Consider the following 12,748-nt stretch of genomic DNA (forward strand, 5'->3'; position numbering starts at 1 on the left):
TCCTTAAATGATGGCTAGTTAAGTCATTAACGGGTAATTGCGAGACGCATACGCGCTTCCAGCCTGCGAGACAGAATGGACAGCGGCCAGCACAAAATGAAGTAAAGAGCGGCAACAATACCGAACACCAAAAATGGCTGGAAAGTCGCATTATTGACGATTTGTCCGGCACGGGTCAGCTCCGCAAAACCAATGATGGATGCCAGCGATGTGCCTTTAATCAGCTGCACCAAAAAACCAACCGTTGGCGCCACTGACAGACGCATCGCCTGCGGCAGCACCACATAACGCATGCGGTTAAAATAGGAGAGCGACAAGGCAAAAGACGCCTCACTCTGACCAGAAGGCACAGCATCAATTGAACCGCGCCAAATCTCGCCCAAATAAGCACTCGCATGCAAAGTCAGCGCGATTGCAGCGGCAATCAGCGGATTAATCGGAAAACCCATAACTGCAAGGCCGAAATACACCAAAAACAGCTGCATCAGCAGCGGTGTGCCCTGAAACAGGCGAATAAAACTCGCGGAAATACCACGCAGCCAGATATTATCCGAAGTTCGCGCCAAGGCGATAATCAAGCCACCAATGGCTCCGCCTACGAATGCAATGACAGACAGAAGCAATGTCCAGCGCACAGCCATAACAATGAACAAGACATCTGCAGATGAAAACTCACGGATCATGTCAGCGCCCCAATGGATAGGTGAACAAAAGGCGGCGAATTACAGCAAACAGACTTGTAAAGCCAAGCGACAGCACGAAATACATGATGCTCAGCAGCAGATAAATCTCGAAGCTGGCAAAGGTTTTAGCATTCAAATCCGCGCCCATTGATGCAAGATCATTTGCAGAAATGGCAGACACCACGCTGGAGGTCAGCAGCAGATAAATAAACTGGCTGGTCAGCGATGGGTAAATACTTCTCAGCGCCGGTTTAATCACAATATAGCGAAAAATCTGCATACGCGACAGGCTCAGCGCCCGTCCGGCTTCAATCTGCCCCTGCGGAATAGATTCAATACCAGCTCGGATGATCTCCGTGCCATAGGCACCCACATTCACCACAAGCGCAACCAGTGCCGCCGTATTAGGTGACATACTGATACCAATTGCCGGCAAACCAAAGAAGATAAAGAAGATTTGTACGAGGAATGGCGTGTTGCGGATCACCTCCACATAAACACCAACCAGCCAACGCAAAAACGGCATTGTCGAGGTCTTTGCCATCGCCCCTAAAATAGAGACAACAAGCCCTAATACCATCGCCACAAGCGAGAGGCGTACCGTTAACCAGGCACCGTATAGCAACAGATCAAGGTTGCTAAAAACCGGTTCGAAATTGAGCTGATACATCGCCCCTCTCCGCGGATATTGCTAATTTCCCAATTTAGAACGATCTAAATGAGAAAAATGGGAGAGTCAAGCCAAGTTAAACCCACTGCTCTCACGTACAATCAAACGTGGTGCAACGATTGATCTTTCCACCGCGGCATCAGGCAAGATGAGACGACGTGCTAATAATCTTGCGGCCATAGTACCAATACCTGCCGGGTCAACGGCAACACTTGTCAAAGGCGGATAAGTCAGCTCTGCCAATGGCAAGCCATCCAACCCGATCACAGCAATATCACGACCGGGCTCACAACCTGCACGACGCAATCCCAACATCAAACCTGCGGCAAGAATATCATTAAAGCATAAAACGGCTGTTGGCTTACCGGGTAAAGCTAGCACTTCGGCAGCTGATTGCTCCGAGCCTTGCCATGATAATTCAGCCTCAACAATACCGGCATTTTCAGCGCCACAAAGTGCCAAGGCGCTCGCAACACCATCAAGGCGTTCTTCGCGCGCTGAGGTGCGTGCGGGAACCGACAAAAAAGCAATGCGCTGATGCCCTTGGCTTACCAAATGCTGTATTGCCAGCAAAATACCGCCCGCATAATCAGCACCGGCATAATCAGTTGCACTATCACCGACTTCACGCAAAGATTGTACAACCGCCAACCCCCATTTTTGCAAACGCTCAGGCAAATCTGGGTCGGTTTCTTCGGCTGGGCACATAATAACACCATCTACACCATGCCCACGAAAGCGTTGCAAAATGGCATTTTGGCGGGCTGTATCATCCTGACTATTTGCCAGAAGAACAACCCTATCTTCTTCTTCCATTACCTGTTCAACACCGGCGAGAAACTCGGTAAAGAAAGAATTCACCAGATTGGGAACGATAACACCAATGGTATGGCTGCTATTACTACGTAATCTTGCCGCCCCAAGATCACGCACATAATCGAGCTCAGCCATCACCCGCTCAACTTTTTTGCGCGTGTCCTCAGCCACCAAAGGGGATTTTCGAACCACTAGCGATACTGTTGCCCGTGACACTCCCGCAGCACGCGCAACTTCCAACAATGTAACTTTTCTGTGATCCATATCCCGATTCCGTAACTTCTGCCCTTCCTTATAACTTAAACCGGAAGATGTAACATCTGGGAGCTGGAAGAAACAAAAAGGCAAGGTGAACTGATCACAACTTGTGATAGATAGTTTTCATGATAACCTGACAGGAGAGCCAATAAGATGAAATTACTAAGCCTTGATCACGTACAATTAGCTATGCCTGAAGGTGAAGAGAATAAAGCACACTCTTTCTATCAAGGACTACTCGGGCTTTCTGAAGTAGAAAAACCGGAGAACCTGAAGAAGCGTGGCGGCTGCTGGTTCCAGTCCGGTGATATCAAAATACATCTTGGTGTGCAGAAGCCATTTACGCCAGCCACCAAGGCACATCCGGCCTTTATAGTCAGTGACTTACACGCTCTTTCTGAGCATTTAAAGACTGCTGGTTGCCGCGTCGTTACAGACGAACTTTTAAAAGGCTATAACCGAGCTTATGTCGATGATCCGTTCGGCAATCGTATCGAATTAATGCAACCGCTTGGCGAATAACAATGAAGCTCTGGTGACACATCATCAAATTCATTGCTAATATGTGCCACCAGAATATTTCCATTTTGCTTTATTTTTTATCTAAAGCGAGGGCACCTGAACCAGTTGTAACCAACAGCAAAAAGACAAAGCAAAACAGAATTGCTGAATCTCCGCCATTGGCAACCGGATAAAAACTGCGCGGCGCGTGTGCCATAAAATATGCAAACGCCATATGACCGGAAAGAATGAAAGCTGTAGGACGGGTAAAGAGACCCAACACGATAAGCGTACCACCAACGACTTCCAGAATAGCTGAAGTCAATGCCAGTGCCGACAAACTTTCAGGGCCGTCAATCGGGAAGCCAAAGGCTTTTTGCGTACCATGTGCTAAATACAGCAATCCTGTCATAATACGTAGCGCTGCGATTGCAAATGGCTGATATTTATTGAGATAGTTCAAGTTCATGCTCACATCCTAACTTGTCATAAAAAGTCAAGATTATGTCATGGCAATAAAAATTTGAAATGCAAGTTAACATTCGTTCATGATCAAGCCACGCAATCCGCTTCAAAAAACTTCAGAAGAAACTTCCTCCTGCCCTTATTTTAGACACAATGCCTGACTATATATTGCTCCTAGGCATTACTGCTTAGCGCTTATCTCACAGCGCTTGCAACTGCCTGAAGTCATTTAGAACCTTTGACCACGGATGTACTGGCACTGAGTTTAAATGACAAAGCGAAGGTCGGTGCAGAGTTGCCCCGGCCTTTTTTGTTGGCCTAAATTCATAAAGCCACTCTATCGCTGGGTAAACGCAAGTTGAACAGCAAGCCCTGCAAAGGCTGCTGAAAATCCTCGTCGCATCCAGTTTTGCACTGAATTACTGGAAATGACATATTGGCGAACGGAAGCAGCAAACACTCCGTAAATCGCAAAAACAATAAATGTCAGCAGCATAAAAATTAAACTTAATTGCAGCATTTGACCAAACTGCGATGTGTCATTCACCGATACAAATTGCGGCAAAAATGCAAAGAAAAAGATCGATAGTTTCGGATTGAACAAATTAATAAGAATGGCAGAAACTATGATTTGCCGAGGATTTTTATCAGTTTTTGTATTGCCGTTAAGGCTTAGCATTCCGCGTGCACGGAACATCGCCCACGCCATATAGAGCAAATAAATAACACCCAGATATTTGATAAACTGAAAGGCTAGCGCACTGGTGTGAAGCAGCACTGCCAATCCGCTGATCGCTGCCATTATATGCGGGACAATGCCAAATGTGCAGCCTAATGCAGCAAAAAGGCTCATGCGCGCACCATCAGACAAACCGATGGCAACAGTATAAATTGCACCGGTGCCGGGCGACGCTACAATGACTAAAGACGTTAAAAAGAATTCGAGCGTCATCCCAAATATCCTTCTGAAAAGAAGGAATTATGGTAAGTTACAGCCATTCGGTTTTGGTTATCTCGTTGCATAAGCATTTTTGACCTCATTGGTTTTTAGCCAACTGATCAATTTCAAAGCATCACGTCTTGAATAAAATTGCAGATTAATATCGTGCCGCAGCATAATTGCCAGGTGTCATGCCATAGGCACTGACGAAAAGTCGTGTCATATGGCTTTGATCTGCAAAACCACATGCGTGCGCTATATTTGCCAGCGCCTCGCCAGATGCAATCATCATCCGTGCGCGTTGCAGTCTACGCTGCACAAGATAAGCATGAGGTGTCAGGCCTGTAAATTTTGAAAAGCTCCTTATCAACTGAAACTGGCTGATACCTGCAATATTTGCCAACTCGTCAAGTGTCAGTGCAACTGAGGGATCATCATCAATACGGCTTTGAGCGTCTCTAATACTCTTAGGAACGACATTGTTATGCTCACTCGAAGCGTACTCAATTAGTCGCTCTAACAGAATAAGTAAATTTTCGTGAAATTGAATTTCACTATCACAACCATTTTTATCAGTAATCGCGTGATATAGTTTCAAGAATAATTTTGCAGAAACCGGATCATTGATGGCAGGGTGCGAGAGTTCCGCCATATTATCATGTCCGTCAGTCAAAGCATGAATTGGCTTTAAAAAAACGGCTGGATCAAAATATAACATCTGCCAACTGCGACCATGATCACCGATAGGTGAACCATCATGGATTTCGCCAGGATTAACCGTAATTACATCACCTGCTTCAGCCTCTACTATGCCGCGCCCACTTAAAGATTTTTGCGCTCCGCGCAGGATGACACCGATGCCGAACTGGTCGTGCATATGGCGGCCAAAAGTATGAGCGGAATCGGCAGCAACTGCCTCGACACCACTTATTTCGCTACGGATTATATGAAACCGACCTCTACTCATAACAATGAGCATATAATAAAAAAGCATATTCCATAAGAGCTAGAAAAAACGCCGTATGTAACGACGACACGCGTGTTGAAAAATGCATTTTATTTAGCGTCTGGCCTGATCATTATAATATATCCGGCCGATTACAAGAGTTAATGAATATACTACCTAATATTCAGAAGGCTGGATGGCGGAGTGGTTACGCAACGGATTGCAAATCCGTTTAGTCTGGTTCAATTCCAGATCCGGCCTCCATTTTTCTCAAAAATTATAGACGGATAATATAGGTAACTCAAAAGCTAAGCAGATATATTTTTAATGTCGCTTTTCATATATGCTGTAACTCCCCCCATATCCGGAGTAGCATCTTAATTCCAACTGCCCCTATGCTTACTCATCAAGACTTACTAACGCTCATCATCAAAAGCGGCGCTCGTGAAGGATGTTGGTATGAGCATATTATCTTCAGTTAAAGACTGTTTCGTTCCCATTCATAAAAAAGGTTATCCATTTTTATTGAGCGGCATTGCTGCAACAATCGGCTTAGCCTTTCTGTCAACCCACTTGTTTTGGGTCGCGCTCACCATCACGATTTGGGTCGGTTATTTCTTTCGTGACCCACAGCGCACCACTCCGATAGCGGATGGCATCGTTGTTGCACCTGCCGAAGGCCGCGTCAGTATGATTACTGAAATCGCACCGCCACCAGAACTTGGCCTCACGAACGAACCCATGCTGCGCATTTCAGTTTTCATGAGCATCTTTGATTGTCATATAAACCGCATGCCCGTCAGCGGAACAATCAGCCGTATCGCATACAAACCAGGTAAGTTTTTCAATGCAGAACTGGATAAAGCCAGCGACCACAATGAGCGAAACGGGCTGGTTGTTGAAACACCTTACGGAAAAATTGCAGTTGTGCAGATTGCAGGACTTATCGCCCGACGGATTGAACACTGGGTGAGTGAAAATCAGCATTTGGAAGCTGGTGACCGCTTCGGTCTTATCCGCTTCGGATCACGCCTTGATGTTTATCTACCACTCGGCACACCACTGAATGTCTCAGTCGGACAATTTGCAGTGGTTGGTGAAACTGTACTGGCACATTTAAATGACAGAACAAATACCGGACATTTTAAAACGAGCTGAAAGAAAAACCCGCACCTTTATATAAAGGCGCGGGTTTTTCATCAATAATAGCAGATTATTTTTTACCGTAACCGCCACCGGTTGGGGTAATCACCGTAAAGGCTTCACCAGCCTGCAAAACGACCTGATCGCAACCTTGCAGAACCTCACGTTTACCGTCAAGGCGTCTAACCTCATTACGGCCAAGCTCGCCCTCTTCGCCACCTTCCAGCCCAAACGGACGCACGCGACGATGTCCGGAAAGAATAGCAAATTCAAGCTCTTCCAATGCACGGATGGTGCGATGTGTGCCGTCACCGGCTGTCCATTGACCCCGTCCGCCGGAATTTTCCCGAATATGGAAGTCTTCCAGCATAACAGGGAAACGCGATTCCAGAATTTCCGGATCAGTCAGGCGCGAATTGGTCATATGCGTGTGTACTGCATCCGCACCATTGAAGCCCGGCCCTGCAGGTGCACCTGAACAAATCGTTTCATAATACTGATATTCGTCATTACCGAATGTCAGATTATTCATCGTCCCTTGTGCCGCGGCCATCGCTTTGGTCGCGCCAAACAAGCAGTTGGTAACGGCCTGACTGACTTCCACATTACCCGCCACAACAGCAGCCGGATAATGCGGAGACAGCATCGAACCTTCAGGCACAACCACTTTGATCGGACGCAGGCAACCGGCATTCATCGGAATATCGCCTTCAGCCAAGACGCGGAAAACATAGAGGACAGCCGCACGGGTCACCGGCTCCGGCGCGTTGAAATTATTCGGCTGCTGTTGTGATGTGCCGGTAAAATCAACCACAGCTTCGCGGTTAACCCGATCAACGGTGATGTTGACTACAATCTTGCAGCCCTGATCCATTTCATAGGTGAAGCCGCCATCCGGCAACTGATCCAGCACACGGCGCACGCTTTCAGCAGCATTATCCTGCACATGCCCCATATAGGCTTTCACGACATCTTCACCGAAATAAGCAATCATTTTGCGCAGTTCAGTGACGCCTTTTTCGTTAGCGGCGATCTGCGCTTTCAGATCATTGACGTTTTGTGTCAGATTGCGAACCGGATATGTCGCGCCATTCAATAAGTCAGCCAGCGCATCTTCACGGAAATGCCCTTGATCAACCAGTTTAAAATTGTCGATATAAACACCTTCCTGCTCAATATTAACCGCCAGCGGCGACATTGAACCCGGTGCAATACCACCAATATCCGCATGGTGGCCACGGCTTGCGACCCAGAAACGGATTTCTGTTTGTGCATCATCAAATACAGGTGTGCAAACAGTCAGATCCGGCAAATGCGTGCCGCCATTATAAGGCGCGTTAATGAGGAAAACATCACCCGGTTTGATCACCGGATTTTCGCGAATAGCCGTTGCAACCGATGCATCCATCGAGCCCAAATGCACAGGCATATGCGGCGCATTAGCCACCAAATTGCCTGTTGCATCAAACACGGCACATGAGAAATCGAGGCGTTCTTTGATATTCACCGAATAAGCGGTGTTTTGCAAAGTGACACCCATCTGCTCAGCAATGGACATAAACAGATTGTTGAAAATTTCCAGCATTACCGGATCGGCATCGGTGCCGATCGCCACGCGCTGCGGCAATGCCTTGATGCGGGTCAGCACCACATGATCATGACCGGTCAAGCGTGCCTGCCAGCCATCTTCAATCACAATGGTCTGGTTTTTTTCAATAATGATTGCAGGGCCGGTTACGGTTTGTCCGCGCTGCATGGTTTCACGCACGACAACCGATGCGTCATGAAAAGCGCCATGCGAATAAAAACGGGTGTGGCGCGAAGCTTTTGCTTCGCCAGCGTCAATGGCAGAGCCCTTCGCTTCGCCTTCACCTGCACCACCGCCAACGGTTTCAAATTCGATGGCATCAATGACCAGTGCTTTATTTTCAGCAATGAAACCAAAACGGCGTTTATGCGCGGCTTCAAACTCAGCACGCAAGCGCTCTGCCTGATCGTGCTGCGGATAGGTTGCTTCAATCGAAAGCACTGTGTCCGTGCCAGCATAGCGAATATGCGCACGCAAATGCGTGGTGATTACATCTTTTTTGACGCCTTGTGCAGTGAGTTCATCCACACATTCTTGCGCCAGTTCTTCCCCGAGTGCGAATAATTGCGCAGGCGCATCCGCATCCAGATTGACACCGAGCGCCTTTTGGCGTGTGGCACGAATATCGGCCAAGCCCATACCATAGGCAGACAACAAGCCTGACATCGGATGAAGCAGAATGTTTTTCATGCCCAGTGCATCGGCAACCAAGCACGCATGCTGGCCGCCTGCTCCGCCAAAGCAATTGAGCGCATAACGGGTAACGTCATAACCGCGCTGCACGGAGATTTTCTTGATCGCTTCAACCATATTGGCCACAGCAATGCGAATGAAACCATCCGCAACGCTTTCAGGCGAACGGCCATCGCCGATTTCATCAGCCATTTGCGTGAAGAGTTCACGCACACGCTCCACATCAAGCGGCTTGTCCTGATTAGCACCAAAAATCGACGGAAAATAATCCGGCATCAGCTTGCCGAGCATCACATTGGCATCGGTTACTGCCAAAGGCCCGCCATTGCGATAGCAGGCAGGGCCCGGATTGGCACCGGCAGAATCAGGCCCGACGCGGAAACGTCCAGCATCAAAATGGAGAATAGAGCCGCCACCAGCCGCCACAGTATGGATCAGCATCATAGGTGCGCGAACACGCACACCTGCAACTTCTGTTTCAAAAGCACGTTCATATTCGCCGTCAAAATGGGCAACATCTGTCGATGTGCCGCCCATATCAAAACCAATAACCTGATGGAAACCGGCCGTTTCACCTGTGCGCGCAAGGCCGACAACCCCACCGGCTGGCCCCGACAAGATCGCGTCTTTGCCCTGAAACATATCAGCGGCGGTTAACCCGCCGGACGACATCATGAACATCACGCGCGCGCCGGTGCGTTCCACATCCAGCTCGCGTGAAACCTGCGCTACATAACGGCGCAAAACCGGAGACAAATAAGCATCAACAACGGTTGTATCACCGCGCCCGACCAGCTTAATCAGTGGCGACACTTCATGGCTGACAGAGACCTGCTCAATGCCGAGATCACGGGCAATTTTTGCCACTTGGGCTTCATGCTGAGGGTATTTGTAAGCATGCATAAAGACGATTGCGACAGCATTATAGCCTTCAGCTTTCAGGGCTCGCAAAGCGCTTTCTGCCTGCTCTAAATCAAGCGCTTCATCAACGCTTCCATCGGCCAAAATGCGTTCATTAATTTCCACAACCTGATCGTATAGAGCTTCCGGTTTGATGATTTCGGTCGCAAAAATATTCTTGCGCTCCTGATAACCGATACGCAGCGCATCACGGAAACCTTTGGTGGTTACGAGTGCCAGCTTTTCGCCTTTACGCTCGAGCAAAGCGTTGGTTGCAACGGTTGTGCCCATGCGCACTTCACCGATTGCACCTGTCGGCACCGGCTCGCCATCGCGCAAACCAAGATGCAAACGAATCCCCTGAACAGCAGCATCTTTATAAGCAGACGGATTTTCCGAGAGCACTTTACGGGCATGAAGCTGCCCTTCAGGGTCGCGACCGATAACATCCGTAAATGTACCGCCACGATCAATCCAGAAGTCCCAGACTTGCGAAATCTGTGGTGCCGTTCCGCTCATTTATCGGATCCCTTGTGAGAAAATAATCATTATCCAGCGTGTTTACCAGAAAACATTGTTTCATTTTATTGACAAAATGTCGATAAGATGGTGACATAAAATACATGAGATTGGGAGCGTGGCAATATGAGCAATAAAAAAACTAGTGTGAAGGATGATGACAATCCGGCGTTGGCCGAGAAAAATTTGTCTGAAAATCTTTTACCTGAATATTTGCGTAACGCGCCTTCCATCACACCGATTGTTTCATCTGCTCATTTGGCTGAAGGCGGTTCGACCGCTTTATCCGAAGTCGAGTATGGTTTAATTCTCGCCTCTCATGCTTTTTCCCGCTGGATGGTGCGCTGCATGGCAGCGGCAGGTTTGCCGGGGCTTTCCCCGATTGAAATTCTCATCCTGCATTCCATCCGCCACCGCGGACGCGAAAAAAAACTTGCTGATATCTGTCTTGTCCTCGATATTGAGGATACGCATATCGCCACTTATGCATTACGTAAGCTGGAAAAAGCAGGTCTGCTGACCACTGGTAAAGCGGCCAAAGAAAAAACTGTTCGTATAACCGAAAAGGGTGCTGATGCCTGTGCGCGTTACGCGCAAATCCGCGAGCGTTTGCTTGTGGGAGCAACGGCAAATGCACGCCCTTCGGAAGAAACCCTGTCTGAAGTGGCATCACTGCTTCGCTTCATGTCGGGCGCATTTAATCAGGCAGCACGTTCTGCCATTACGCTATAAGGATGTCCGGAGTGAACGACGCACAGCTTCGCCAAACAGCTGAAATCCAGCCATTGCTGGAAGTCAAAAATCTCTCCGTCGAGTTCGGCACGGCGCGGGTCGTCGACCAATTAAGCTTTTCTGTCCAACCCGGCAAAACATTGGCCATTGTCGGCGAATCCGGCTCCGGCAAGTCCATTACATCGCTTTCGGTGATGCGTCTGGCCGATATGCAGGGCGCGTCATATCCGGAAGGCGAAATTAAATTTACCGGTACAAATGGCACTTTAAACCTGCTTGAAACCGAGCAGAAAACCATGCGCCGTATTCGTGGCAAAGAAATTGCCATGATCTTTCAGGAGCCGATGACCTCGCTCAATCCGGTTTTCACCATTGGTGACCAGATTGCCGAAGTGTTGATGCTGCATGAAAAACTGTCGAAGAAAGACGCCTTGAAAGAAGCGCAGCGCCTGCTTGAAATGGTGCGCCTTCCTGATGCTGCGGGTTTATTGTCACGTTATCCGCATCAGCTTTCCGGCGGTATGCGCCAGCGTGTGATGATTGCGATGGCACTTGCCTGCCGTCCAAAACTTCTGATTGCCGATGAGCCGACCACCGCACTGGATGTTACCATTCAGGCGCAGATTTTGCATATCATCCGCGACCTCCAGAAAGAACTGGAAATGGCCGTGATTTTCATCACCCATGATATGGGTGTTGTTGCGGAAATGGCTGATGATGTAGTTGTCATGTGGAAAGGCAAAAAGGTTGAAGAAGGCGCGGTCAGCGATATTTTCGCCAATCCGCAACATCCTTATACAAAAGTTCTTCTGTCTGCTGTGCCAAAGCTTGGCAGCATGGCCGGTGAAGATTTCCCAATCAGAACACCAGTCACTATGCTTGAAGACGGCAAGCCGGTTCAGGTCGGTGAAACACGTATTCAGGATACTGCCCGTCTTGACCAGTCACCGCTTTTGTCGGTGCGTGATTTATCGGTGCGCTTCAACATCAAAAAGAACATGTTCGGGCGTGTGACCCATGTTTGTAATGCGGTGTCACAAGTCAGCTTCGATATTCATCCGGGCGAAACACTGGCATTGGTGGGTGAATCCGGCTCCGGTAAATCCACTATCGGCCGTACAATTCAGCAATTGCAGCAGCCACTTGCAGGCGATATGCGCTTTAACGGCAAAGCCTATTCGGATATGAGCGCGGCGGAGCGCTTCCGTATGCGTCAGGAAGTACAATATATCTTTCAAGACCCGTTTGCTTCGCTTGATCCGCGTAAAACCATTCGCTTTTCCATTGCCGAACCAATCCGTACCCACGGCCTCATTCTGGACGAAGCATCCATCACCAAACGCGTTGACGAATTGCTCGAACGCGTCGGTTTAAGTTCAGCGGTCGCCAATCGTTACCCGCATGAATTTTCCGGCGGGCAGCGCCAGCGTGTTTGTATCGCGCGTGCGCTTGCCTCCAACCCGAAACTCATCATCGCCGATGAAGCCCTCTCCGCGCTGGATGTCTCTATTCAGGCGCAGATCATCAATCTGTTTATGGATTTACAGAAAGAGCACGGGCTCGCTTATCTTTTCATCAGCCATGATATGGCAGTGGTTGAAAAAATGAGCCATCGCGTTGCTGTCCTTTATCTCGGCCAGATCATGGAGCTGGGCTCACGCCGTCAGGTGTTTGAAACCCCGTCTCATAATTATACCCGCCGCCTGCTTTCTGCCGTTCCTGTGGCTGATCCGCTGGCGCGCACCAACCGTCCGATGCTGGAAGGAGAAATTCCAAGCACCACCAGACGGATCGAAGATAAGCCGCAGATTTGGGCTTATGAAGAAGTGGCTAACGGCCATTTCATTGCCCGTAATACGTAAAATCTGACAATAATTTATATAAAAGGGAGTTG

Annotated in this window: 11 protein-coding genes and 1 tRNA gene; 5 read left to right on the forward strand and 7 right to left on the reverse strand. The window is 48.6% G+C overall.

What is annotated here, in order from left to right; all coding sequences use genetic code 11:
- Positions 1–26: 26 nt before the first annotated feature.
- The 3 genes from ABDZ76_RS12180 to ABDZ76_RS12190 form a co-directional block, all read right to left on the reverse strand.
- A complete protein-coding gene (locus ABDZ76_RS12180; protein ID WP_343805868.1) occupies positions 27–683 on the reverse strand; it encodes an amino acid ABC transporter permease in 657 nt (218 codons plus the stop codon).
- 1 nt (position 684) lies between these two features.
- A complete protein-coding gene (locus ABDZ76_RS12185) occupies positions 685–1,353 on the reverse strand; it encodes an amino acid ABC transporter permease (protein ID WP_343805870.1) in 669 nt (222 codons plus the stop codon).
- A 66-nt stretch (positions 1,354–1,419) separates the two neighbouring features.
- Complete coding sequence (locus ABDZ76_RS12190; protein ID WP_343805872.1) at positions 1,420–2,433, reverse strand: LacI family DNA-binding transcriptional regulator; 1,014 nt, start codon at positions 2,431–2,433, stop codon at positions 1,420–1,422.
- 147 nt (positions 2,434–2,580) lie between these two features.
- On the opposite strand from ABDZ76_RS12190, the gene ABDZ76_RS12195 reads away from it, so the two are divergent.
- Positions 2,581–2,949: a VOC family protein gene (locus ABDZ76_RS12195; RefSeq protein WP_343805874.1), complete on the forward strand. Its 369-nt coding sequence runs from the start codon at positions 2,581–2,583 to the stop codon at positions 2,947–2,949.
- Positions 2,950–3,019: 70 nt separating this feature from the next.
- On the opposite strand, the gene ABDZ76_RS12200 is transcribed toward ABDZ76_RS12195, so the two are convergent.
- The 3 genes from ABDZ76_RS12200 to ABDZ76_RS12210 form a co-directional block, all read right to left on the reverse strand.
- Entirely contained in the window at positions 3,020–3,397 is a 378-nt protein-coding gene (locus ABDZ76_RS12200) for a DoxX family protein (protein WP_343805876.1), read from the reverse strand.
- Between the two features lie 333 nt (positions 3,398–3,730).
- A complete protein-coding gene (locus ABDZ76_RS12205; protein WP_343805878.1) occupies positions 3,731–4,345 on the reverse strand; it encodes a LysE family translocator in 615 nt (204 codons plus the stop codon).
- 145 nt (positions 4,346–4,490) lie between these two features.
- Positions 4,491–5,300, reverse strand: a complete 810-nt coding sequence (locus tag ABDZ76_RS12210) for an AraC family transcriptional regulator (protein ID WP_343805949.1) — start codon at positions 5,298–5,300, stop codon at positions 4,491–4,493.
- Between the two features lie 169 nt (positions 5,301–5,469).
- On the opposite strand from ABDZ76_RS12210, the gene ABDZ76_RS12215 reads away from it, so the two are divergent.
- Positions 5,470–5,543, forward strand: a tRNA-Cys gene (locus ABDZ76_RS12215).
- A gap of 195 nt (positions 5,544–5,738) precedes the next feature.
- Entirely contained in the window at positions 5,739–6,437 is a 699-nt protein-coding gene (locus ABDZ76_RS12220; RefSeq protein ID WP_343805880.1) for a phosphatidylserine decarboxylase, read from the forward strand.
- Positions 6,438–6,492: 55 nt separating this feature from the next.
- Here ABDZ76_RS12220 and ABDZ76_RS12225 read toward each other — a convergent pair whose 3' ends face one another.
- On the reverse strand, positions 6,493–10,122 hold the full coding sequence (locus ABDZ76_RS12225; protein WP_343805882.1) for a hydantoinase B/oxoprolinase family protein: 3,630 nt from the start codon (positions 10,120–10,122) through the stop codon (positions 6,493–6,495).
- A 126-nt stretch (positions 10,123–10,248) separates the two neighbouring features.
- Here ABDZ76_RS12225 and ABDZ76_RS12230 point away from each other — a divergent pair, with 126 nt between their 5' ends.
- Positions 10,249–10,854 (forward strand): winged helix DNA-binding protein, encoded by a 606-nt coding sequence (locus tag ABDZ76_RS12230; protein WP_343805884.1) that lies wholly within the window; start codon positions 10,249–10,251, stop codon positions 10,852–10,854.
- An 11-nt stretch (positions 10,855–10,865) separates the two neighbouring features.
- The gene (locus tag ABDZ76_RS12235) at positions 10,866–12,716 is read left to right on the forward strand and encodes an ABC transporter ATP-binding protein (protein WP_343805886.1); all 1,851 of its coding nucleotides are present in this window, start codon (positions 10,866–10,868) and stop codon (positions 12,714–12,716) included.
- Positions 12,717–12,748 lie beyond the last annotated feature (32 nt).

The sequence above is a fragment of the Paenochrobactrum glaciei genome (assembly GCF_039522165.1).
Lineage (GTDB): Bacteria > Pseudomonadota > Alphaproteobacteria > Rhizobiales > Rhizobiaceae > Paenochrobactrum > Paenochrobactrum glaciei.

Coding starts and splice junctions, on each gene's coding strand:
- ABDZ76_RS12180 (WP_343805868.1), bottom strand. CDS start 683: ATGATCCGTGAGTTTTCATCTGCAGATGTCTTGTTCATTGTTATGGCT.
- ABDZ76_RS12185 (WP_343805870.1), bottom strand. CDS start 1,353: ATGTATCAGCTCAATTTCGAACCGGTTTTTAGCAACCTTGATCTGTTG.
- ABDZ76_RS12190 (WP_343805872.1), bottom strand. CDS start 2,433: ATGGATCACAGAAAAGTTACATTGTTGGAAGTTGCGCGTGCTGCGGGA.
- ABDZ76_RS12195 (WP_343805874.1), top strand. CDS start 2,581: ATGAAATTACTAAGCCTTGATCACGTACAATTAGCTATGCCTGAAGGT.
- ABDZ76_RS12200 (WP_343805876.1), bottom strand. CDS start 3,397: ATGAACTTGAACTATCTCAATAAATATCAGCCATTTGCAATCGCAGCG.
- ABDZ76_RS12205 (WP_343805878.1), bottom strand. CDS start 4,345: ATGACGCTCGAATTCTTTTTAACGTCTTTAGTCATTGTAGCGTCGCCC.
- ABDZ76_RS12210 (WP_343805949.1), bottom strand. CDS start 5,300: ATGAGTAGAGGTCGGTTTCATATAATCCGTAGCGAAATAAGTGGTGTC.
- ABDZ76_RS12220 (WP_343805880.1), top strand. CDS start 5,739: ATGAGCATATTATCTTCAGTTAAAGACTGTTTCGTTCCCATTCATAAA.
- ABDZ76_RS12225 (WP_343805882.1), bottom strand. CDS start 10,122: ATGAGCGGAACGGCACCACAGATTTCGCAAGTCTGGGACTTCTGGATT.
- ABDZ76_RS12230 (WP_343805884.1), top strand. CDS start 10,249: ATGAGCAATAAAAAAACTAGTGTGAAGGATGATGACAATCCGGCGTTG.